Below are 24,341 nucleotides of genomic sequence, written 5' to 3'. Positions count from 1 at the left end.
ACAAATTAATTTTGACTATCGTTTTTACTAAGTGTATCAACAAACAGAGTTACGTGGTTCGAGCGTTTACGAATTCTGTAACCTCTTCCTTGAGGAGCCGGACGCATTCTCTTCAACGTAGTAGCGCAATCAACGCTGATTGAAGATACGCATAACTCTCCTGCTTCTGCTTTACGTTCATTTTTCTGTTCCCAGTTTGCGATTGCTGAACGAAGCAATTTTTCTACTCTTGCTGCAGCTTCCTTGTTAGAAAACTTCAAAACACCAAGCGCACGGAATACTTCCATACCGCGAATCATGTCTGCTACCAAACGCATCTTACGAGGAGAGGTAGGAACATTGTTCAACTTCGCGAAATACATGGTCTTTTGGGCTTCTTTTCTTGCTTCAGCTGATATTCTTTTTCTAGCACCCATTTTATTCGATTCTTTTTATTTTCAGATTCCTGAATTCCTGTTACTACCGATATTATTTCTTCTTGTTACCGGCGTGACCGCGGAAAGTACGTGTCGGTGAGAACTCTCCCAACTTGTGACCTACCATATTCTCGGTTACGAAAACAGGAATAAATTTATTTCCATTATGAACTGCAATAGTATGGCCTACGAAATCAGGCGAAATCATTGAAGCTCTTGCCCATGTCTTAACTACGGCTTTCTTTCCTGACTCATTCATTGCCAGAACTTTCTTCTCAAGCTTTACATTAATATACGGGCCTTTTTTTAGCGAACGACTCATAGTTTACTTAATTAATCAGATTATTTCTTTCTTCTTTCAATAATATACTTTGAAGAATGCTTCTTAGGAGCTCTAGTCTTCAAGCCCTTAGCATATAAGCCATTACGGGATCTAGGATGACCTCCGGAAGAACGACCTTCACCACCACCCATTGGGTGATCAACCGGGTTCATAACAACACCACGGTTACGAGGACGACGACCTAACCATCTAGAGCGACCGGCCTTACCTGATTTTTCAAGAGCATGGTCTGAGTTGCCAACTGCGCCAATTGTAGCCTTACAAGCCGCAAGAATCTTTCTAGTTTCACCAGAAGGCATCTTAATAATCGCATAAGCGCCTTCCTTTGAAGTCAGCTGAGCGAATGCACCTGCGGAACGTACCATTTTGGCACCCTGTCCAGGACGAAGCTCAATATTGTGAATAATAGTACCAACGGGAATATTTGCCATAGGCAAAGTATTACCTACCTCAGGAGCGGCGTCGCTACCTGAAACCACTGTTTGGCCAACTTCCAATCCGTTCGGAGCGATGATATAGCTCTTTGCTCCGTCAGCGTAATACAACAAAGCGATACGAGATGAACGGTTAGGATCATACTCGATAGACTTTACTGTCGCAGGAATGCCATCTTTGTTTCTCTTGAAATCGATAATTCTGTACTTTTGTTTGTGACCGCCACCGATATAACGCATTGTCATCTTACCAGTGTTGTTACGTCCACCTGTACTCTTCTTACCTACTACAAGAGACTTCTCTGGTGTACTTGCAGTGATTTTATCAAATGCACCAATAACTTTGTGTCTCTGCCCCGGTGTCGTGGGCTTTAATTTACGTATTCCCATTTCTCTTTTTAGATATTACTAAAGAAATCAATTGTTTCTCCTTCTTTCAACGTTACGATCGCTTTCTTGAAAGCAGCTTGCTTGCCGTTGATGATACCTGATTTTGTATAACGGCTTTTACGCTTTCCAGAGTAGTTGATGGTGTTAACATCAACTACTGTAACACTGTACATGTCCTCTACAGCTTTCTTTATCTCCAATTTGTTGGCATCAGGAGAAACACGAAAACCATAGCGATTCGGAAATTTCTCTGTGATCGCTGTTTGTTTCTCAGTTACTATAGGCTTAATAATAATTCCCATTATTCTACTCCTTATGCTTTAAAATTTTGTTCAACAACAGCGACTGAACTTTCCGTTAAAACCAAATTAACAGCGTTTAACACAGCGTATGTATTTAGTTCAGAAGCAGTTATTACACTTGCCTTCTCTAAATTTCGAGCGGACAAATATACTAAATTATTCTTCTCCGGTAAAACCATAAGTAACTTTTTATCAGCCACTTTCAAGTTTTTAGCAATTGTTATAAATTCTTTAGTCTTAGGAGCTTCCATTGTGAAATCCTCTACGACAACAATCGCATTGTTCTTTGCCTTGTAGCTCAATGCTGACTTACGAGCCAAAGATTTTACTTTCTTGTTCAGCTTGAACTCATAATCACGAGGCTTCGGACCGAATACACGGCCACCACCAACCAACACCGGAGAGTTGATATCACCACGACGTGCGCCACCACCACCTTTCTGACGGATCAGCTTACGTGTACTACCAGATACTTCGCTTCTCTCTTTAGACTTATGCGTTCCCTGACGTTGATTTGCCAAATACTGCTTTACGTCCAAGTAAATAGCATGATCGTTGGGTTCAATGCCGAAGATCGCATCGTTCAAAGTTACCTTTCTTCCGGTATCTTCACCTTTAATATTAAATACGCTCAGTTCCATTACTTTTCAATTAATAAGATTGAACCTTTTGCTCCTGGAACAGATCCCTTTACCAATAAAAGGTTGTGTTCCGGCATTACCTTGATCACTTGAAGATTCTGAACGGTTACACGTTCGTTACCCATCTGGCCGCCCATTCGCATGCCCTTAAATACCTTTGCGGGGTAAGAACAAGCACCGATAGAACCCGGCTTACGAGCACGGTTATGCTGACCGTGAGTAGTCTGACCTACACCACCAAAACCATGACGTTTTACTACACCTTGGAAACCTTTACCCTTTGATGTACCCACTACATCCACGAAACCTGCGTCTTCCAAGAAGTCTACAGTGATCACGTCACCCAACTTGTACTCAGTTTCGAAATTCTTGAACTCGGCCAAGTGTCTTTGAGGTGCTACACCGGCTTTCTTGAAGTGACCCATCTCAGGCTGTGTCGTGTGCTTCTCTTTCTTCTCTTGGAAACCCAACTGTACAGCTTCATAGCCATCTTTCTCCAAAGTCTTGATCTGTGTAACCACACAAGGACCCACTTCGATAACAGTGCATGGAAGATTTTTTCCCTCGGCACTGAAAACGGATGTCATTCCGATTTTTTTTCCTAATAATCCTGGCATTTCACTAATTGTTAAAAACTTACACTTTAATTTCTACTTCTACACCGCTAGGTAATTCTAGCTTCATCAAAGCGTCAACTGTCTTCGCAGTTGAGCTATAGATATCGATTAATCTCTTATAAGAAGAGAGTTCGAACTGCTCACGAGATTTCTTGTTAACGAAAGTAGAGCGGTTCACTGTAAAGATACGTTTGTGCGTAGGAAGAGGTATAGGACCGCTAACGATAGCACCTGTAGCCTTTACCGTCTTTACGATCTTCTCGGCAGACTTGTCTACCAGAGAATAATCGTAAGACTTCAATTTAATTCTGATCTTTTGGCTCATATTTATTATATGTTTCTAAATATTATTTGATCAAATCAACGCGACCTTGCACCTCTGTCAATACTTGCTTAGCGATAGAAGAGGATACTTGAGCGTAGTGTGAGAACTGCATTGAAGATGTAGCACGACCTGAAGTAATCGTACGCAAAGCTGTCACATAACCGAATGTCTCAGCCAATGGAACCTTAGCCTTCACGATACGAGCTCCCGTACGGCTAGTCTCCATACCCTCAACTTGTCCACGACGCTTGTTCAAGTCACCGATAACGTCACCCATGCTCTCTTCTGGAGTAACAACCTCCATCTGCATGATCGGCTCCATCAATACAGGACCTGCCTTAGCGGAAGCGTTCTTGAACGCTTGGATAGCAGCGATCTCGAAAGACAACTGGTCTGAGTCTACCGGGTGGAAAGAACCATCGATCAAAGTCACTTTCAACTTGTCAAGCGGATAACCAGCCAACACACCGTTCTTCATAGCCTTCTCGAAACCTTTCTGTACGGACGGGATGAATTCCTTAGGAATGTTACCACCCTTCACCTCATCGATGAATTGCAAAGTACCCTCGAAGCTCTCGTCTGCCGGCTCCATACGAACGATGATATCTGCGAACTTACCACGACCTCCAGATTGCTTTTTGTAAACCTCGCGAAGCTCAACCGGCTGCGTGATAGCCTCCTTATAAGTAACCTGCGGACGGCCTTGGTTACATTCAACCTTGAACTCACGACGCAAACGGTCGATGATGATATCCAAGTGAAGCTCACCCATACCGCTAATAACGGTCTGACCTGTCTCCTCGTTTGTCTGTACGCGGAAAGTAGGATCCTCCTCGGCCAACTTAGCCAAGCCCATACCCAACTTATCCATGTCTTTCTGAGTCTTAGGCTCTACTGCGATACCGATAACCGGTTCCGGGAATTCCATAGACTCCAATGTGATCGGATGGTTTTCGTCGCAAAGCGTATCACCTGTACGGATATCCTTGAAACCAACACCTGCTCCGATATCACCACAACCAATCACCTCCATCGGGTTCTGCTTGTTAGAGTGCATCTGGAACAAACGGGAGATACGCTCTTTCTTTCCGGAACGAGTGTTCAACACATAAGAACCAGCGTTGATAGAACCTGCGTATACACGGAAGAAGCACAAACGACCTACATACGGGTCGGTAGCGATCTTAAATGCCAACGCCGTCAACGGCTCCTCGAACAAAGGTTTACGAGTGATTATTTTATCAGGATCTGAAGGATCCGTACCCTCGATAGCCGGAGTATCTTCAGGAGAAGGCAAAAACGCGCAAACTGCATCCAATAAAGTCTGTACACCTTTGTTCTTGAAAGAAGAACCACAAGTCATCGGGTTGATCTGCATAGCCAACGTACCCTTGCGGATAGCAACCATGATCTCCTCTTCCGTGATCGTAGAAGGATCATCGAAGTATTTCTCCATGATAGCGTCGTCGCACTCAGCCAAAGCCTCAAGCATCTTGTCGCGCCATTCCTCAGCCTCAGCTTGCAAGTCTGCCGGGATCTCCTCTACGCTATACTCGGCACCCATAGTCTCGTCGTGCCAGAAGATAGCCTTCATCTTGATCAAGTCGACAACACCCCTGAAAGTCTCCTCAGCTCCGATAGGGATCTGGATCGGACAAGGATTAGCTCCTAATACGTCCTTCAATTGGCGTACTACCTCATAGTAGTTAGCACCCGAGCGGTCCATCTTGTTAACGTAACCGATACGAGGCACATTATATTTATCAGCCTGACGCCATACAGTCTCAGACTGGGGCTCAACACCACCTACGGCACAGAATGTAGCAACAGCACCATCCAATACACGAAGAGAACGTTCAACCTCAACCGTGAAGTCTACGTGTCCCGGAGTGTCAATCAAGTTGATTTTATAACGGTTGCCCAAATAGTTCCAGAATGTAGTCGTAGCAGCGGAAGTAATCGTGATACCACGCTCCTGCTCCTGCGCCATCCAGTCCATTGTAGCAGTACCATCATGAGTCTCACCGATCTTGTGTGTCAAACCTGTGTAAAACAAGATACGTTCAGAAGTCGTTGTCTTACCAGCGTCAATGTGAGCCATGATACCGATGTTCCTAGTGAACATCAATTGCTTATCGTTGTTTGCCATATTCTTTTTATTGCCTTAAAAATTAAAATCTGAAGTGAGCGAACGCACGGTTAGCCTCAGCCATACGGTGCATATCTTCTTTTCTTTTGAATGCGCCACCTTGGTTATTGAAAGCATCTACAATCTCTGCAGACAACTTGTCAGCCATAGTCTTACCTCCACGTTTACGTGCGAAGATAATAAGGTTCTTCATAGAAATTGACTCTTTACGATCCGGGCGGATTTCAGTAGGGACTTGGAATGTAGCACCACCTACACGGCGTGACTTAACTTCGACTTGAGGAGTAATGTTATCAAGCGCAGCTTTCCAAATTTCGAGAGCGGACTTTTCCTCGTTAGGCAATTTGCCCTTAACGGTTTCCAAAGCGGAATAGAAAATTTCGAAGGCAGTATTTTTCTTGCCATCATACATCAAATGGTTAACGAATCTCGTAACCTTTACATCACCGAAAACAGGATCCGGAAGGATCTGTCTTTTCTTTGGTTTTGCTTTTCTCATTTTGTTTTCAAAAATTTGTTCTTGTCGTTGGTTGCCTTTAATTTGTCTTCAACGGTTCCGCTGAACCATTTACTCAACCTTATAGCCTATCCAAATAACTCAAACCTGTTTTAATACTTAAATTTAAATCTCAGTTTGAAGGCATGTAATTAATTACTTCTTCTTACCTTTTGCGGCAGCTGCTGCTTGACCCGGTTTCGGACGCTTAGCTCCATATTTGGAACGTCTTTGCGTACGGCCGTTAACACCCGCTGTATCCAACGTACCACGTACGATGTGATAACGCACACCCGGAAGGTCCTTTACACGACCACCACGTACCAATACGATAGAGTGCTCTTGCAAGTTGTGTCCTTCTCCCGGAATATAGGAGTTAACTTCCTTACCATTTGTCAAACGTACTCTCGCTACTTTACGCATTGCAGAGTTAGGTTTCTTCGGAGTCGTAGTGTAAACACGTACGCAAACGCCACGTCTTTGAGGACAAGCGTCCAATGCGGGTGATTTACCCTTCTCCACCAAAGTTTCCCTTCCTTTTCTAACTAATTGCTGAATTGTAGGCATTTCTTTCTTTTTTTAAACTTTGAATGTGTTATTATTATTTATCTAATCTTTTCCTATTTCGAGCCGCAAAGTTACGCATTATTTTCGGACAATCAATAAGTTGTGCCTGTTTTTTTCGTATACTCCGCACTAAAAACGGTGCAAAGGTACATATTTGTTCCCGTTTGGCAAGGTAGGCTCTTGTCGTATTTATTAATATTTAACATTTACCATCTCTATTTACCGATAAGTTTCATGCGTCACGGGCTTCACACAAACTCAATCCCCTTAAATCAAACGAGTTCCTGTGAAGCCTGTGAAAGCAATGGGATCGGATCGACGATTTACCTAACCAGCACGTAAAGCGACTGGTGACGGGTGCCGATATCACGCAATTTACCCGCCTCGACGAATTGATGCAGACGGCGGCTGGCCGTACTACTCGTCAGTCCGCAAAGCCGCTGGAAAGCGACACGGGTCATATATTCATGCTCGGCAAAATAGCTTGCGAGCAATTGGTCGATGCGCTCAGGTCCTAATTGGGGGGAATGGGATTTGTACTTGGCTCGTTCCAGCGTCATCGTCTTCAAGCTATCTTTCAGCTCTACCTCGGGACGGAAAGCCACGGACTTGAAACGGATGGACTCCGCACGTATCTCGTGCGTGGATTGTACGGCCGGGCATTGCAACGTGACTTGCAAATACCCCAACCCATCGATATGTACACGTTTTCCTTCACGCAAATATTCCGCTGTCACCTCGCTTAAAGAGATAAGCACGGCGGCCACGTCTGCCGGCGTGACCGTACATCGACCATGGATACGTTTGGCCAGATCATCCGTATCGATCGTGCCAGATGATACGATACGTGCGTGAAAACGAGGACGTTTCATGCTATCCTTCGATACCGGAGTCTTGTAAAAGTCATATTTTGCTGCCATATATCTAGTATGAGATTAAAAGGTTATTCATAGGAACATCGTATGCTATTAGTCATTTCACAAGGGTGATATGATCTTTTCACCTATGTGAAACGATCGTTTCATGATTGTGATACGTTCTTTTCACATAGGTGAAAAGATTATAGGTACTTAACAAAGGTACTACATTCATATCACCTAAACAAGAGTTCTTCCTAGTATTTTGGACAGATTACTTTTATTTCAAATGATAATATAAATATTTGGAAAACTTCAAGTTAACAACCTATATTCGCAGAAGAAAACGGTAAAAATAACCTCTAAAACATAGTATCATGAAAACTGTATCGGATTTTTTGGGCCAACTATGGCTTCGCTTCTTAAAACCAAACGGGCCAATCACCATACCACACCAAACCGAAGGTAAAGCCAAACGATTTAGCGACAATAACTCAATCCTTCAAAAGAGTCTGGAGACTTTCCTCCAAGAAATCATCGAGTTCCGTTTCAACTTGTTGAGCGAGGAGACTGAATATCGATACAAACGATCAGAAGCGGATCGCTTCTATCCGGTGACGCAACGTGACCTAAATAGCATTTGCATGGAGGCAAGACGGACGGGGATCGATTGCTGGGATCGGGATGTGAATCGTTTCGTATATTCAAAAGAGGTAAAAGAGTATCATCCTTTCCGGCAATATATGGAGCGGTTACCCGAATGGGACGGGAAAGACCGGGTAAGCGATCTGGCACGACGGGTCTCCTCAGAACCGTTATGGGTGGAGGGGTTTCATCGCTGGATGCTCGCCTTGGCCTCGCAATGGATGGGTTCGGACCGAATGCACGCAAATAGCTTGGCTCCCATTTTAGTCAGCGAGCGTCAAGGATGTCAGAAGTCTACCTTTTGCAAGTCGCTGATGCCATCTTCGCTAGTCCGCTATTACACGGATAGCGTAGACCTTAGCGCCTCGACGCAAATGGAGCAGAAGCTTGGATTGTTCGGACTCATCAACCTCGATGAGTTCGACCGGTTGCCCGACCGTAAAATGGCTTTGCTGAAAAATTGGATGCAGATGGCCGGGATGAACGTACGCAAGGCACACGCCAAGCATTTCCACCCCCTACCCCGCCTAGCCTCATTTATTGGCACTACGAACCAGAAGAACCTATTAAGCGACCCCACGGGAAGCCGCCGTTTCCTATGCGTGGAGGTGCAAAGCAAGATTAATTGCGAAGGTATCGAGCATGATCAAATCTACGCCCAGCTGAAAGACGAGTTACAAAAAGGAGAGCGCCATTGGTTCACCTCCGGAGAGGAGGAGGCGATCATGCGATCGAATGAGGCTTTCTATAAACGTCCGATCGAGGAAGATGTGTTCCACGCCTGCTTCCGGGCCGCATGTCCGGGAGACCTAAATGTACATCCACTATCAGCTGCCTCCATTTTCCAGATATTAAAGGAAAAGAACCCAGCAGCCATGCGCGGTAGCACGGCAAGCAATTTCGGAAAGGTACTGACCGCCCTCCATATAGAGCGTAAACACACCCGCTACGGCAATCTTTATCAAGTAGTGCCGCTCACCCTTCACACGTTTCACAGGATTTAGCTGTAGCACAAGCAAATGCGGCCAGTGAAACGTATGTCATCGAAATCATCCCTAGCACTTAAATCTTCTCTCCAGCTCCTCATCTGTCAACATGGAGATGATCGTTTTTCCATCCGGGGTCAGGTTCGAGTCCGGACAAGAGAACAGGGAGGCGATCAGATGATCCATCTCTTCCAAGGATAAGGATTTGCCGGGACGGATAGCGGCGGCTTTCGCTAAAGACAAGGCGATGGCTTCGCAGATCTTCTCATGCACCTCGCATCCGGTCTCGATCGCCCGGTCCACGATATCCTTTACCAAGTTCACCGGATCAAGGTTCTCTATACCGGCGGGCAGGCCATTGATCGCGTAATTGTCATTTCCCAGATTGCTCAGATCAAAGCCGACGAAGCGCAAATCCTCCAATAAGGAAGGCAGTACAGCCGCCTCGGCAGCGGTAAACTCTACGATCTCCGGGAATAAGACTTGTTGGGATACACCTTGTTGCTGACGGATATTCGACAGGTATTGGTCAAACAAAATACGCACATGCGCACGATGCTGATCAATAATCGCCAGACCCGATTTCAAGGATGTCACGATATATCGCCCTTTATATTGATAGCAAGGATTGCTTACCTCCGTAAACAGGTTTTCCGGGTTCGAAGCCTCGGCCGGCAATTCCTCGATCGGGGCATCCTCGAAACTCTCGGACTCCAGTTGGGCAGCCACTCGATCGTTCTCAAACCCTTGATATAATTTAGACCAATCGAATTCCGGTTTTTTATAGGAAGTAGTGTCAAACGGATTATAACTGGAATCCACTTGCACTTTCGGGGCCTTATAAGTACTAGGCTCACTTTTCTTGACCGGGTTGTAAACAGGAATATCAATCGCATCCTCCACGTCGAAATCAATCGTAGGGATAGCGCTCGATTTAGCCAACGCCTCCCGGGTAGCGGCCATCAAGATCTGCCAGATCGGTTGCTCGTTCTCAAACTTAATCTCCGTCTTTGTCGGATGGATATTGACATCGATCGAGGAGGGATCCAACGTGAAATAAACAAAATAATTCGGCATATCCCCGGCAGGAATCAATTGCTCATAGGCCTGCATGATCGCCTTATGGAAATAAGGATGCTTCATATAACGACCATTCACAAAAAAGAACTGCAATGCCCCTCGCTTCTTCGCCGAGTCCGGACGCCCCACGAAACCGGAAATAGTCACCATGGAACTTTGGGCATCCAGAGAGAGCAACTTCTGGTTTAAACTCTTACCATATATATTAATGATGCGCTGACGTAACCCCGACTCGGGCAGATTGAATATCTCCGCGTCATTATGATAAAGAGACATACCCACCTGCGGATTCACCAAGGCGATTCGCTCGAACTCATTGATGATATTCCGGAATTCCGTCTCATTCGACTTCAAGAATTTCCGGCGGGCGGGAACATTAAAGAAAAGATTCTTTACCGAGAAGATACTTCCCTCGTTACAAGCCTCCGGCTCGATACTCTCCAAGTTAGACCCCGCGATGGACAGGCAGGTACCAAGCTCCGCCCCCCTAGCCCGGGTACGCAACTCTATATGGGCGACAGCGGCGATAGAGGCCAATGCCTCACCCCGGAAACCCATCGTATGCAAAGAGAATAAATCCTCGGCCGTAGAAATCTTAGAAGTAGCGTGCCGCTCAAAAGCCATGCGAGCATCCGTCTCGGACATACCTTTCCCGTCATCGATCACCTGTATCAATGTCTTACCCGCATCCTTAATGTTCACTTGGATATTGGAAGCGCCAGCGTCCACCGCATTCTCGACCAACTCTTTAACGACAGAGGCCGGACGTTGAATCACCTCTCCCGCCGCGATTTGATTGGCGATATGATCCGGAAGTAAATGAATGATATCGCTCATTACCAGAACAAATACCAAAAGAAAGCAGCCAAGACAGCCAAGGCTACCGCCAGTTTCACATTCTTATACTTACGAGCCCGGGAATCCTCGCCCCGCCCCACGCTTCTCTTCAAATGTGAGGTGCCTTCAATAAAAGTTCCCTTGATATGCGGCTTATATTCCTCCAACGATTCCTCTACACCCATTTCACGTTTGACCTTACTTATACGTTCCTCCAAGGCTTCCTTATGGGGGTCCCAATAAATAGGCTTATGATCATATTGACGCGGTTTACGCATGTTATAAAACGAGAAAAGTGCCATAGCTTTACCTATTAATTATGAATACGACGCTAATGTACGAATTTATTGCTTCTTTTCGGAGCATCTTGAGCTTTTCTTTTCACGACCTGATAAATATCATCCTTATCTTTCGGACGGATATAATCAAACCAATAAAAGTCTTTCAAGTATTTCTGGTCGGGCTTCAAATCAGGAATAGGGGTCATCGTACCTGTTGGAGTCGGCCAGATCTTCAGTTTATCCAACTTATTGTCTTTTAGCCAGATCGTAAGGAAACCGCTCTTGGTCTCGTTCATGCCGACCATCGAACCGTCCTTCTCCAATGGGAAGAAAATCGATTCGGCGTTGCCCGACACATCGATCTGATTCACGACCTGTCCCTCGAAATAAGCCTTCAAGTCATTTCCCTTTAATTGATTGAACGCAGTAGAATCGATTTGCTGTATCGCGAAAGCGAATTGCTTCACGTGAGCGAAATCGATCGAGCTATCATTCATAAATATCAAGATCGTATCCCCATAGATCTGATACTGTTCATTCCAAACGATAGGGTCCGTATACATATATAATATAGAGTCTCTTGTATTAAACTGCATCGAATCGCAAACACCTTGCATATCCGTCCGATAGAAACGGACGCCGTAATAAGCTTTTACTTCCCGGTAAAGGGAGTCCACCGTAGTCATCTTCAAGGTATCACCATGCAGAAACAATGTATCCCCTTGGCTGAATTCCAAGAAACGGGCGCTATCCGTAGCGAAAGCATACTCGGTCTTCTCATTGTAAAAGCCATATTGGCCTTCCAGCATGACATGCTGCGCCGTGTCTTGCAGACTCATATTACCGAACGCTTCCCCAAAACCCAGTTCCCGGTTGTAGGCGATAGAGTCGCCCGTCAAGATACGGTCGCCGGAAACCACCTGAGAACGATCCAATAGCAAAGAGGTATTATTCACGGTATCGTACCAACCCCTGGAAGAATAGATCGTGCCGCTATCCGACACGATAATGGATGGTCCGAGTATCGTGGCGATCTTCGAGTCCGTATTATAATGCAAGGTATCGGAATACAACGTGAATTGCTCATTCTCCAGACGGACGCTATCATTGAAGATAGCCAATTTCGTACTAGGCGAATATTGCCCGTAAAAAGAAGAGAGCTGATTCAAGGAATCGACAATCAGACCTCCGTCGAAATAATATCCGATATCCGGGATTCGCTCATAGTTCAAGCTATCCGTAAACAAGGTAACCTGCCCATTCTCCATGCGGACATTCTCCCGCAAATAAGCGATCTGGGTATTTCCATCGTAAAACAGGTAATTTCCATACACGAACAAGGTATCCCCTTGTTCCATCCGAACATTACTAAACGCTTCCAAGGAATTGGTCTGCTCAAAGAAATATGCGCTATCGCAATACATATACGAACTATCATGGCGAAAACAAACATCACCATTCAGTACTTGAGCCTCGGCGTTCCTCTCCTTATCGAACGAAAGCGTATTCGCATGCTCCAAAAAGACCTTCGTCTTCTTGGGAGCGACACTATCTTTGGCGGCTACCACCGTGCTATCTTCCGTTTGCGCGAATACGCCAACCGATAAAGCACACGATAAGAGCGCTAGAAATAACCTGTTAATTAGTCTCATTCCTTAATCCAACCCGGATATTTGAAATCACAATTCCTCCAACCGTCACTAATACGCACGTAGGTTGATTTTTGTTTCTTCGTGATCCAGTCGTTCAATAATTCCTCACGTTTCTTAGCCTCTACGATCGCTTTCAAAGCTTGGAAGTCATCGGCCAAATTCGCCTTATGTCCTTCCGTCCGAGCTTTCAGCTTAACAATAGCTACTACCTCTTTCTGCTTGTTCGTCAACATGGTAAAAGGCTTGGAGATCTCTCCGACTTTCATGTCATATACCACCTTACCGATTTCCTGTGGAAGTTCTTGCATCTCGAACTTAGGGGTTCCCATATTGCTGCTCTCGTAATCTTGGTTTACCATCAAACCCTTATTATTACGTGTATCCTTGTCGTAAGAGACGAATGTAGCGGCTTCCTCAAACGTGAACTTATTCGCCTGCAAATCATTGTACAATGAATCCAGACGAGTGGTAGCATCCGCCAACTCCTTATCGGAAACCTTCGGTTTCAATAAGATATGGCGGCAGTTGATACGGTCTCCACGCTTCTCGATCAATTGGATGATATGGTAACCATACTCCGTCTGTACGATCTGGGAGACACGTTTCGGGTCTTTCAAGTTGAACGCGACGTTCGCGAACTCCGGCAACAGCTGTGTCTTGCTCATGAAACCCAGTTCACCACCTCGAGACGCCGAACCCGGATCTTCCGAGTACAAACGAGCCAACGTGGAGAATTCCATCTTACCGGAATTAACCTGCTCCGTGAAATCACGTAAGCGGGCCTTGATAGCGTCTGTTTCCTCAAACGGAATCTTCGGTTCCAAGGTAACGATTTGCACCTCTACTGTCGTAGGGATGTTCGGCAGGCTATCCTGAGACAACTGGCTGAAATATTTACGCACCTCGGAAGGTGTCAGCTTGATCTCGCCGATCAATTGATGCTGCATCTGTTGCACTACCTGCTGCTCCCGCACCATCTCCTTACGCTCATCCTTGATCTGGGAAAATTTCTTACCGAAATATTCCTCCAATTTCTCGCGAGACCCGATTTGGTTCACAGCCATGTTCATCCATTGATCCACGCTCTGGATCACTTGGTTCTCGTTCACGGTGATACTATCGATCTTTGCTTGATTCAGATATAGTTTCTGTATCGCCATCTGCTCCGGGATCACGCAATACGGGTCGCCATCCAAACGGACCCCCTCGTTTTGATTATACAAACGCTGCGTCTCAATATCCGAACGTAAAATAGCGTCATCTCCTACCACCCACACAATTTCATCGATCACATTGTCTTGCGCCATTACAATGCAAGAACAACAGGCAAGAAAGAATACACTTAAAATCTTTTTCATCATGTCTACCCATTTATAAAATTAGAGATCACGGCTCGGAATGGAATTCCACGTCACCGCTCCGGATCGCATCGTTATATAACTCGTCTTCAAATTTTTTCAAGAATTCAACTTTTCGTTGGTTGACCAGCATTTCCGTGACGTGCGGACTGGCATAATCATATGGCTCCACACTGCCGGAAGGCAAATATTCCTTGATATTCAACAGATAACAATAACTGCTATCCGCCACCTCAACATACTTATTCGCCTTCAGAAACGCATTCGGATTCGACACATGGATCGGTATATTATCCATTACCTCATCGAAATCAACCCATTTGTCGTAAAAGTACTCATAAATCGTGGCATTTTGCACACTATATTTCTCAATTTTTTCTAAAGAGGCCACATCTGTGGATTTGTACCACTTTTTGACGTCGGTAAGTCCCGGGGCATCAACCGGGATTTTCAAGAATAATCCCTTGATCAAGCCTTTATCCAAGATAAACTTTTTCTGGTTTTCCTCGTAATAGTTTAATTTATCACTTTCCCGGATATCAGTTTTCAGCTTCTCCTCCACCAATCGTTCCTGATAACGGTAACGAACCAAGGAACGCCTGTACTCCTCTACCAATTTATCGACCTCCTCTTTCTCATCCCCCAAGTTACGCAAAGCCACATCGTACACCAATACATCCTTTACCCATTTCTTGGTAAAGCTCTCGGCCAGCAACAGACTATCTGCGGAGGAAATCCCCCGGGGTATTAGCTTATTCACCTCCGAACGATTTAGGGTACGTCCTTTCACGCTAACCAAGACATCCGTAGTATCAGCTGGCTGAGAACCTTTACAGGCACCCAACAACACAACGAACGCTAGGAACATGAAGACTATCCTCATATCTATCTTTATTTTATTTCTTTAGTTTCTTCAATAATTTCCAGTTGACAGTCACCGGATATTTTTTATTCAAATCCGCGATCCACTTCGCTTCCAACACCTTCTGCTGGGCGGAGGGTTTGCTCCAGATCTCCCGGTTGCTGACCTCAAACAACAGAATCCCATCCCGGTACTCCTGCATCAAATGAGGGATCTCCGGATGTTTTGTCTCCAGATTCTTACGCTCGGCGGTCGTTACGATATCGCGGATAAACAAATCATAGACCTCTTGCATAAAATCACCCGCATACGTTTTTGTCGAGAACGGGCAACGTTGGATATAATAAGCGAACTCCGCTTGCGGGAAATCCTTTCCATCCAATTGCATAAGCGTCTTGTTCATATCCTTCGCTTTCTCATAAAACGCCTCGTCCGTGGGGAAACAATCATTACATAACGCTTGCAGCTCCGCATAGGCTTCCGGATAGAAAACGTATCCGTATTCTTTCTTCATACGATCGTCGAAAGCTTTATATAACTCGAAGTTACGTTCACCCTGCCCCATACGTCTCGACAAGGCTTTTTCCTCTTCCTCAAACGAAGGGCGTCCTTTCTTATCGATCAACTTAATGATATGGTAACCAAAACGAGTTTCCACCACCCCGGATAAATCACCCGGCTTGCTCAACGCAAAAGCGGCTTGCTCAAAAGGCTGGACCATCTCGCCGATCCCGAACCAAGGTAATACCCCCCCTTTTTTAGCGGAAGCCGCATCCCCCGAATACTCTTTCGCCAACTCACCGAAATCCGCACCCTCTTGTACTTGCTTATAGATAGCTTGCGCTTTTGCCAGAAAAGCCGATGAGTCCTGAATAGCGGAATCTTTCGGGAAGGCGATCAAGATATGAGCGACATGTACCCGCCCCGGATTGGGTTTACGACTATGGACTTTTATCAAATGAAATCCTAATTTCGTGCGAACCGGTTCAGACACCACGCCAATCGGCAAGGAATAGGCGGCATCCTCAAACACTTTTAGGGATTGCATCGGGAGCAAGCAACGTACATATTCGCAAGCGACATGCTCCTTATCCTTCTCGGCCAAAGCTTTTCCGACTGTTTCCATATCCTCTCCTTTCTGGAGACGTTCGTATACTCGCATGGCTTCTTGATATACAGCTACCGTATCTTTGGAGACCGTCTTCTCCGGCAAACGGAATAAGATGTGGGTCAACTCTACCGAGTGATCTCCCCGGTCATATACCGCACGAGCAGCCGCTTTCTCACCCTCCTTATCCGACATATAGCTATCGATCAACTGAGCCCGGTATCCATCTAGCTCACTTTTGAATGAGGATGTCTGGTCGATCCCTAAAGATTCCGCCTCCGCTACTTTTAGCTTAAAATTTTTAAATAGCTCGACATAGCTTTTGACGGACTTTGTACTCGATAAATCTACCTCTCCATTCTTCTCCGCGATAAAAATAAATTCAGATAAAGGCACTTGTTTTCCAGCGACCGTCATAACGACCGAATCGGATGCGATTTGAGCGTTAACTGTCACACAAGCGAATACCCCTAATGAAATAAGTAACTTTTTCATCAAAAATTCTTTTACCATAGCACGAATATACATTACAAAAATAACACTAATCTAACGGAGAGCCGACAAGAAAAGTATGCTATCCCATTAAATTAGTGTTTTTTATAAAACGTAAAACTTGTATTACTATTCACCGCGGCTATAATTCGGAGCCTCTTGCGTAATCGCTACGTCATGCGGATGGCTCTCTTGCACACCAGCGTTGGTGATTCGAGTAAAACGAGCTTTATGCAACTCCTCGATATTATGAGCCCCGCAATAACCCATTCCCGCACGTAAACCACCTACCATTTGGTAAATGACCTCATACAAAGAACCCTTAAACGGAACACGGGCAGCGATTCCCTCCGGAACCAGCTTCTTCACGTCATCCTCCACATCTTGGAAATACCGATCCTTGGACCCCTTTTGCATAGCTTCCAACGACCCCATTCCACGGTAAGACTTAAACTTTCGACCATTGAAGATAATCGTATCGCCCGGCGACTCCTCTACACCCGCCAACAGAGATCCCATCATCACGGAAGATCCACCAGCGGCGATCGCCTTCACGATATCACCGGAGTAACGCAAGCCACCGTCGGCGATCAAAGGCACACCAGTTCCTTCCAACGCCTTCGCCACATCGTAAATAGCCGACAACTGGGGAACACCCACACCAGCGATCACACGAGTTGTACAAATCGAACCCGGACCGATACCTACCTTCACGGCGTCCGCCCCGGCTTCCACTAAATATTTAGCAGCCTCGCCCGTAGCGATATTACCGACCACACAATCAATATGCGGATATTGCGCCTTAATCTGTTTCAAGACATCCACCACACCTTTTGAGTGACCATGTGCCGTGTCGATCACCAAAGCATCCACCCCGGCATCCACCAAAGCGGCTACACGCTCGAAGGTATTGAACGTAACGCCTACACCGGCAGCTACACGCAAACGACCTTTCGAATCCTTGCAAGCCTTCGGTTTATCTTTCGCTTTCGTTATATCTTTATAGGTAATCAAGCCGATCAACTTATTATGGCTATCGACCACCGGTAACTTCTCGATCTTATGTTCCTGAAGGATCTGAGCGGCGGCCTCCATATCCGTAGATTGTCCGGTTACGACCAAATTCTCTTTCGTCATCACCTCATCGATAGAGCGGTTCATATCCTTTTCGAAACGCAAGTCACGGTTCGTCACGATACCAACCAAATACCCGCCTTCATCCACCACGGGAATACCGCCAATCTTATATTCAGCCATCATTGCCAAGGCATCCGCCACACGTTTGCCCTTCGTGATAGTCACCGGATCATAGATCATTCCATTCTCCGCACGTTTAACGGTCTGGACCTGCTTTGCCTGCTCGGCGATCGTCATGTTTTTATGAATCACACCAATACCTCCCTCACGGGCGATAGCGATAGCCAACTTGGCCTCGGTAACCGTATCCATAGCGGCCGACACCATCGGTATATTCAATGTGATATTACGTGAAAACTTTGTCGTGAGATCGACATTACGAGGAAGAACTTCCGAATAAGCTGGGATTAACAATACATCGTCAAACGTTAACCCATCCATAACTACCCTGTCTGCAATAAATGACATAGAACTTATGCTTTAAAAATTATTGCGCGCAAATATACGACTTTTCACGCAATAAATCGATACGGGAGAAATTAAAAATTCGATTCGGAAGGAAATAAACTTTCATCCGAACGAAAACAAAATTCCTTCCGAAGGAAAAATAAATCTCTTTCGGAAGGAACAATAAGCTTCTTTATTTGTTTTTTCTTTAGAGTGGAACCGGGCCACCCTTCCATTAGTTTGCCATTTCAGACAAGAACTTGATACGGACCAAGCGAATCTCCTCTTCCGTATAGTCACCGCCTAATTCCTCGATGGCGTCTTCCAGACCGTCGGTCTCCGAATCCTTGAAATACTCGTAAATATCCTCGATATGATCCTCATCCATCACATCATTCAAGAAATAATCGATATTGATACGTGTACCGGAATATACGATCGCCTCGATCTCATCCAAAAGCTCGGTGAACTCAAGTCCGTTAGTCAACGCGATCTCGTCCAGCGCCACCTTACGGTCGATCCGCTGAATGATTGAGACCTTCAACTTGGACTTATTAGCGACCGTACGTACGCGCAAATCCTCCGGACGCTCAATCTCGTTCTCCTCTACATGTTTCTTGATCAACTCAATGAACTCCTTGCCATAACGTTTCGCCTTGCCAGCGCCCACTCCCGGGATATTCTGCAACTCGTCCAACGTGATCGGATAAGTAGTAGCCATAGCCTCCAAAGAGGGATCTTGGAAAATCACGAAAGGCGGAACTTCCAACCGCTTGGATAATTTCTTACGCAAATCCTTCATCATGGAATAAAGAACCGGGTCTACCGCGCAAGAGGCGCCCCCACGAACCGGAACTTCCTCTTCCTCTTCCTCGAATTCATTGTCCTCGGTAATCTTGAACGATACCGGCTTCTTCATGAACTCCTTACCTTTTTCCGTGATTTTCAGCAAACCATAATTCTCAATATCCTTCGCTAAATAGCCAGCGATTAAAGCCTGGCGAATAACGGCGTTCCAAGTTTTATCATCCTCGTCCTGTCCGGAACCGAAGACCTCTAATTCATTGTGCTTGTAATTTTGGATTTCGGAGGTTTCGTTACCTACCAAAATATTTACGATATAATCTGCCTTAAACTTTTCTTTCAACGTACTGATAACCTCCAGTACCGCACTTAACAATTCCTTCGCTTCCACCTGCTTCTTTGGGTTCAAACAATTATCACAATTACCACAATTATCTTCCAGGTATTCCTCACCGAAATAATGCAATAGCACTTTTCTCCGGCAGACGGAAGTCTCGGCATAGGCCGCAGTCTCTAAAAGCAACTGTTTGCCGATTTCCTGTTCGGCCACGGGCTTTCCTTGCATGAATTTCTCCAATTTTTGCAAGTCCTTATAAGCATAGAAAGCGATACATTGGCCTTCTCCGCCATCCCTACCGGCACGACCGGTTTCCTGGTAATAACCTTCTAGGCTCTTCGGGATATCGTAATGAATCACATAACGGACATCCGGCTTGTCGATACCCATACCGAAAGCGATCGTAGCCACGATCACATCCGCCTGTTCCATCAAGAAGGCATCCTGATTGGCGGAACGTACTTGCGAATCCATTCCCGCATGGTAAGGCAACGCCTTTATCCCGTTGGCTTTCAAGATGTCGGCAAATTCCTCCACCTTTTTACGGCTCAAACAATATACGATACCCGATTTACCCTCGTTGGCTTTAATATACTTAATGATCTCGCGGTCTATATTCGTTCCTTTCGGACGAACCTCATAATACAAATTAGAGCGGTTGAAGGATGATTTAAAGACTGTAGCGTCTATCATACCCAGATTCTTCTGGATATCATGCTGCACCTTAGGTGTGGCGGTAGCGGTCAGAGCGATTAACGGACGTTTACCGATCTCATTGATAATCGGACGGATTCTTCGATATTCCGGACGGAAATCATGTCCCCATTCCGAGATACAATGCGCCTCGTCCACCGCATAGAAAGAGATCTTTACCTGACGCAGAAAATCCACGTTCTCTTCCTTGGTCAAGGACTCCGGTGCTACATACAGCAACTTGGTACGTCCTGATAATATATCCGATTTCACCTGGTCGATAGCCGACTTATTCAAAGAGGAATTGATAAAATGGGCGACCCCATCTTCCTCACTGAAATTCCGCATCGCGTCCACCTGATTCTTCATCAAAGCGATCAACGGAGATATCACGATTGCGGTTCCTTCCATTAGTATGGATGGTAATTGATAACAAAGAGATTTACCTCCCCCCGTCGGCATTAATACAAAAGTATCCTTCCCGGCCAGCACGTTCTCAATAATAGCCTTCTGGTTCCCCTTAAAGGTACCGAAGCCAAAGTGCCGATTTAGCTCTTCTGTTAAATGATCCTTCTTTGCCATACTTCGTATTATTTATAGTAAACCGCCTACGTTTACGCGACCTGTAAACGGTTCACGTCCGATTTTTCAAATTTCTCTTTCGCATACTCCAACGTTACATGGAGTTCCTTTACTTTTTGAGATGGCATACTGTACATAGCGTCCATCATCACGGCTTCTACGATTGAACGTAACCCACGGGCACCCAGCTTAAACTCAAGCGCCTTATCCACGATAAACTCATAGACTTTCTCATCGAACGTCAGCTTAATGCCATCCATCTCGAACAATTTGACATATTGCTTGATAATGGAGTTCTTCGGCTCGGTCAAGATGTTACGAAGCGTATCACGATCCAGCGGATTCAGATACGTGAGGATAGGTAAACGACCGATAATCTCCGGGATCAAGCCAAACGACTTCAAATCAGTCGGGGTGATGTATTTCAGTAAATTATTCCGGTCTACGGTAGCCGTACCCAAACTAGCCGAATAACCGACCACACGGGTATTTAAGCGTTGAGCGATCTTCTTTTCGATTCCATCGAAAGCACCACCGCAAACGAACAGGATATTCTTCGTATCCACCGCAATCATCTTTTGCTCCGGATGCTTACGTCCACCCTGAGGAGGCACATTCACGATCGATCCTTCCAAAAGCTTCAGCAAACCTTGCTGTACACCTTCACCGCTGACATCCCGAGTGATAGACGGGTTATCGCTCTTACGTGCGATCTTATCGATCTCATCGATGAAGACGATACCCCGTTGGGCCGCCTCCACATCATAATCCGCCGCTTGCAATAATCGGGTCAAGATACTCTCGATATCCTCTCCCACGTAACCTGCCTCGGTAAGTACCGTAGCGTCCACGATAGCGAACGGGACATGTAGTAACTTAGCGATCGTACGGGCTAACAAAGTCTTGCCCGTACCGGTAGCACCCACCATGATAATATTAGATTTCTCTATCTCCACATCGTCGGCGGTAACCTTTTGAAGTAAACGCTTGTAATGATTGTACACAGATACCGACAGATAACGTTTAGCGTCATCTTGTCCGATCACGTACTGATCCAAGAAAGTCTTGATATCTTCCGGTTTAGGCAGATCTTTCTGCTTCAAACCAAAAGAAGTTTTCTTACCTCCTGTCTGCTCCTTTACGATCTCATACGCCTGCCGGGCACAATCATCGCAAATACAACCAGAGATCCCATTGATAAGCAAATTAACATCACGGCTACTCCTGCCGCAAAACGTACATGTATCGCCTGTTGTTTTGGCCATAGTTTCTTATTGTTGTTTTTGTTATTTACGTGTTAAAACATCGTCGATCATGCCATACTTTTTCGCTTCCTCCGCGGTCATCCAGAAATCACGGTCGCCATCGCGCTCGATCTCCTCATAGGGTCTACCTGAATGATCCGAGATTATGGTGTACAGTTCTTTCTTAACCTTCAAGATCTCGCGAGCGGTAATCTCGATGTCTGAAGCCTGTCCTTGTACGCCGCCAAGCGGTTGATGGATCATTACACGGGAGTGCTTCAAGCCGAAACGTTTTCCCTTAGTTCCCGCCACCAATAAGACAGACGCCATAGAGGCGGCCATACCCGTACAAATCGTAGATACGTCGCTGGAGATAAACTGCATCGTGTCGTAAATGCCGTAGCCCGCATATACAGAGCCACCCGGCGAATTGATATAAATAGAGATATCCTTTCCGGGATCACTGGAATCCAGATACAACAACTGCGCTTGAATCACGTTAGCGGTATAATCATCCACTTGCGTGCCCAAGAAAATAATACGGTCCATCATCAACCGAGAGAAGACATCCATTTGAGCGACATTCAGCTGTCGTTCCTCTATAATTGTCGGGGAGATATAGCTACTGGAGATGTTCATATAACGATCCAGAGCCGTACCACTCATACCTAAATGCTTTGTAGCATACTTTCTAAAATCTTCCATATTTTCTCCTATCTTTTATTTACCGAGAAGACGTAAAAAGGGATTTCCCTCTGTGACTTAACGGAAAAACAAAGTTATAAATAAATTTCTGAAAGAAACAATTTATTTCGCTATCCGCTAAGATATTTTTAGAGAGAAATCCCTTTTTTGATATAAAACAACCTCCTAAGAGGCCGAGTAAAGATCTTTTTATTCAAAAAGTTTGTTGAACTCGTCAGCGGTTACCTCCTTAACATCAAGTTCCACTTGCTCTTTCAACCAAGCAGCCAATTTCTCCTCAACCGCACGGTCGATGATGTTCTGAAGTGTTTGCTTATTTTTCAACATGTCTTTAGCGTAGTTGTCAAGTACATCTTCCGGTACAGACAACATGCCGTATTGAGCGAACTGAGCCTTAGCCACACGTTTAGCGAAGTTCTCGATGTCAGCGTCCTCAACCTTCAAGCCGTTCTTCTTAACCAAGTTCTCCTTGATCAACTGATATTTCAAATCCTGAAGGATCTGAGGGAAGTCCTCGTCGATCTTCTCTTTCGTATTCTTCTCGTTAGCGGCAAGCAACCAGCGTTTCAATAAATCGTCAGCGAAATTCAACTCGCCAGCTCTCTCAACCAACATATCACGAGTGTCTGTCAAGAACTTGAAGTCACTCTGAGGAGCGAATTGCTCAGCCAAAGCTTCCTTGATCTTGTTCTTGAACTCTTCCTCGCTAGTAACCACGTTCTCGCCAAATACCTTGTCGAACAACTCTTGGTTCATCTCAGCATCTTTATGACGGGTGATCTCCTTGATCTCGAAGCTGAAGTCGCCTGTAGTCTCAGCCACTTTCTCCTTATCGATCTTCAAGAAAGAAGCGATCTCTGCCTCAGCACCCTCATAAGCCTTATTCGGGTTGAATACCACTACGGCATTTACTTTAGCACCGATAAACTTAGCTTTTTCTTCCTCATCCTTGATATACATAGGCATCAAGACAGCGTCCTCCACAACGATACCACCTTCTTTCGGGGCACCATTCTCAAGCTCGGCTACCGTACCTTTTACCATATCTTTTTCCTCAACCTCGTCTACCTTGTCGTAAGAACCGAAGTTTGAGCGATAAGCGTTTACTTGGTTATTTAGCATTTCTTCATCGATAGCGACTTGATAGAACGGAAGTTTATCGTTCTTGCTCAACTCGATATTGATCTCCGGAGCCAAAGCCACGTCAAAACAGAATTCGAAATCCTCTTCCTTATCGAAATCCAACGGCTTTTGCTCTGTCTCGTTAGGCATCGGCTCGCCTAAGATATGCAAATCGTTCTCACGGATATACTTGAACAGATTCTCAGAAACTAATTTGTTTATCTCCTCTACCAGCACGTGCTTTCCGTACATTTTTTTAACCATGCCCATAGGAACCATGCCCTTACGGAAACCCGGTACATTGGCTTTCTGACGAAGGCTACGCAGGCTCTTGTCTACCTGATCAGCATAGTCAGCTTTCACTATTTCTAATTTCACGATACCGCTTACGGCATCATTGTTTTTAAGCGAAACGTTCATTCTGAATGATTT

General features: G+C 45.4%; 23 protein-coding genes. 1 reads left to right on the top strand and 22 read right to left on the bottom strand.

Annotated elements, in window-relative coordinates; translation table 11 throughout:
• Positions 1–5: 5 nt before the first annotated feature.
• The 11 genes from rplV to DWX84_RS00315 all read right to left on the bottom strand — a co-directional run bounded on the left by rplV (position 6) and on the right by DWX84_RS00315 (position 7,600).
• Entirely contained in the window at positions 6–416 is a 411-nt protein-coding gene (gene rplV, locus DWX84_RS00365; protein WP_005853972.1) for a 50S ribosomal protein L22, read from the bottom strand.
• Positions 417–468: 52 nt separating this feature from the next.
• Positions 469–738, bottom strand: coding sequence for a 30S ribosomal protein S19 (gene rpsS, locus DWX84_RS00360; RefSeq protein WP_005634738.1), 270 nt, complete (start codon positions 736–738; stop codon positions 469–471).
• A gap of 20 nt (positions 739–758) precedes the next feature.
• Positions 759–1,583, bottom strand: a complete 825-nt coding sequence (gene rplB / locus DWX84_RS00355) for a 50S ribosomal protein L2 (RefSeq protein ID WP_005853970.1) — start codon at positions 1,581–1,583, stop codon at positions 759–761.
• Between the two features lie 8 nt (positions 1,584–1,591).
• A complete protein-coding gene (gene rplW, locus DWX84_RS00350; protein WP_005853968.1) occupies positions 1,592–1,885 on the bottom strand; it encodes a 50S ribosomal protein L23 in 294 nt (97 codons plus the stop codon).
• Positions 1,886–1,896: 11 nt separating this feature from the next.
• Positions 1,897–2,526: a 50S ribosomal protein L4 gene (gene rplD / locus DWX84_RS00345; RefSeq protein WP_005853966.1), complete on the bottom strand. Its 630-nt coding sequence runs from the start codon at positions 2,524–2,526 to the stop codon at positions 1,897–1,899.
• Positions 2,526–3,143 carry a 50S ribosomal protein L3 gene (gene rplC, locus DWX84_RS00340; RefSeq protein WP_005853963.1) on the bottom strand — a complete coding sequence of 206 codons (618 nt, stop codon included), beginning with the start codon at positions 3,141–3,143 and terminating at the stop codon, positions 2,526–2,528. The genes rplD and rplC overlap by 1 nt, the downstream gene beginning before the upstream one ends.
• 19 nt (positions 3,144–3,162) lie before the next feature.
• A complete protein-coding gene (gene rpsJ, locus DWX84_RS00335; RefSeq protein WP_005853961.1) occupies positions 3,163–3,468 on the bottom strand; it encodes a 30S ribosomal protein S10 in 306 nt (101 codons plus the stop codon).
• A 22-nt stretch (positions 3,469–3,490) separates the two neighbouring features.
• Complete coding sequence (gene fusA / locus DWX84_RS00330; RefSeq protein ID WP_009017971.1) at positions 3,491–5,617, bottom strand: elongation factor G; 2,127 nt, start codon at positions 5,615–5,617, stop codon at positions 3,491–3,493.
• A 22-nt stretch (positions 5,618–5,639) separates the two neighbouring features.
• Positions 5,640–6,116, bottom strand: coding sequence for a 30S ribosomal protein S7 (gene rpsG / locus DWX84_RS00325; protein WP_005853957.1), 477 nt, complete (start codon positions 6,114–6,116; stop codon positions 5,640–5,642).
• Positions 6,117–6,269: 153 nt separating this feature from the next.
• A complete protein-coding gene (gene rpsL / locus DWX84_RS00320; protein ID WP_005853956.1) occupies positions 6,270–6,680 on the bottom strand; it encodes a 30S ribosomal protein S12 in 411 nt (136 codons plus the stop codon).
• A 323-nt stretch (positions 6,681–7,003) separates the two neighbouring features.
• Positions 7,004–7,600, bottom strand: a complete 597-nt coding sequence (locus tag DWX84_RS00315; RefSeq protein ID WP_122377377.1) for an HU family DNA-binding protein — start codon at positions 7,598–7,600, stop codon at positions 7,004–7,006.
• Between the two features lie 314 nt (positions 7,601–7,914).
• Here DWX84_RS00315 and DWX84_RS00310 point away from each other — a divergent pair, with 314 nt between their 5' ends.
• Positions 7,915–9,186, top strand: coding sequence for a VapE domain-containing protein (locus DWX84_RS00310; RefSeq protein WP_081024239.1), 1,272 nt, complete (start codon positions 7,915–7,917; stop codon positions 9,184–9,186).
• Between the two features lie 51 nt (positions 9,187–9,237).
• On the opposite strand, the gene mutL is transcribed toward DWX84_RS00310, so the two are convergent.
• From mutL to tig, 11 genes are all read right to left on the bottom strand, one after another.
• Positions 9,238–11,085 carry a DNA mismatch repair endonuclease MutL gene (mutL, locus tag DWX84_RS00305; RefSeq protein ID WP_039848872.1) on the bottom strand — a complete coding sequence of 616 codons (1,848 nt, stop codon included), beginning with the start codon at positions 11,083–11,085 and terminating at the stop codon, positions 9,238–9,240.
• Positions 11,085–11,387 carry a hypothetical protein gene (locus tag DWX84_RS00300; protein WP_005867110.1) on the bottom strand — a complete coding sequence of 101 codons (303 nt, stop codon included), beginning with the start codon at positions 11,385–11,387 and terminating at the stop codon, positions 11,085–11,087. Before DWX84_RS00300 ends, mutL begins: the two co-directional genes overlap by 1 nt.
• A gap of 29 nt (positions 11,388–11,416) precedes the next feature.
• Positions 11,417–13,018 (bottom strand): OstA-like protein, encoded by a 1,602-nt coding sequence (locus DWX84_RS00295; RefSeq protein WP_122297444.1) that lies wholly within the window; start codon positions 13,016–13,018, stop codon positions 11,417–11,419.
• Positions 13,015–14,379: a peptidylprolyl isomerase gene (locus DWX84_RS00290; RefSeq protein WP_009017967.1), complete on the bottom strand. Its 1,365-nt coding sequence runs from the start codon at positions 14,377–14,379 to the stop codon at positions 13,015–13,017. The genes DWX84_RS00295 and DWX84_RS00290 overlap by 4 nt, the downstream gene beginning before the upstream one ends.
• A 25-nt stretch (positions 14,380–14,404) precedes the next feature.
• Positions 14,405–15,259 carry a hypothetical protein gene (locus DWX84_RS00285; protein WP_005867108.1) on the bottom strand — a complete coding sequence of 285 codons (855 nt, stop codon included), beginning with the start codon at positions 15,257–15,259 and terminating at the stop codon, positions 14,405–14,407.
• A 13-nt stretch (positions 15,260–15,272) separates the two neighbouring features.
• Positions 15,273–16,859 (bottom strand): peptidylprolyl isomerase, encoded by a 1,587-nt coding sequence (locus DWX84_RS00280; protein ID WP_121961095.1) that lies wholly within the window; start codon positions 16,857–16,859, stop codon positions 15,273–15,275.
• 108 nt (positions 16,860–16,967) lie between these two features.
• On the bottom strand, positions 16,968–18,443 hold the full coding sequence (guaB, locus tag DWX84_RS00275) for an IMP dehydrogenase (RefSeq protein ID WP_005853938.1): 1,476 nt from the start codon (positions 18,441–18,443) through the stop codon (positions 16,968–16,970).
• A gap of 214 nt (positions 18,444–18,657) precedes the next feature.
• Positions 18,658–20,838 carry a DNA helicase RecQ gene (gene recQ, locus DWX84_RS00270; RefSeq protein WP_005853936.1) on the bottom strand — a complete coding sequence of 727 codons (2,181 nt, stop codon included), beginning with the start codon at positions 20,836–20,838 and terminating at the stop codon, positions 18,658–18,660.
• Between the two features lie 32 nt (positions 20,839–20,870).
• A complete protein-coding gene (gene clpX / locus DWX84_RS00265; RefSeq protein ID WP_005867105.1) occupies positions 20,871–22,103 on the bottom strand; it encodes an ATP-dependent Clp protease ATP-binding subunit ClpX in 1,233 nt (410 codons plus the stop codon).
• Positions 22,104–22,124: 21 nt separating this feature from the next.
• Positions 22,125–22,787, bottom strand: coding sequence for an ATP-dependent Clp endopeptidase proteolytic subunit ClpP (gene clpP, locus DWX84_RS00260; RefSeq protein ID WP_121961089.1), 663 nt, complete (start codon positions 22,785–22,787; stop codon positions 22,125–22,127).
• 189 nt (positions 22,788–22,976) lie between these two features.
• Positions 22,977–24,329, bottom strand: a complete 1,353-nt coding sequence (tig, locus tag DWX84_RS00255; RefSeq protein WP_005853929.1) for a trigger factor — start codon at positions 24,327–24,329, stop codon at positions 22,977–22,979.
• Positions 24,330–24,341: the final 12 nt, after the last annotated feature.

Source organism: Parabacteroides sp. AF21-43 (assembly GCF_003635435.1).
GTDB classification, from domain to species: Bacteria; Bacteroidota; Bacteroidia; order Bacteroidales; family Tannerellaceae; genus Parabacteroides; species Parabacteroides distasonis.
This window is presented reverse-complemented; position numbering and strand designations above follow the sequence as displayed.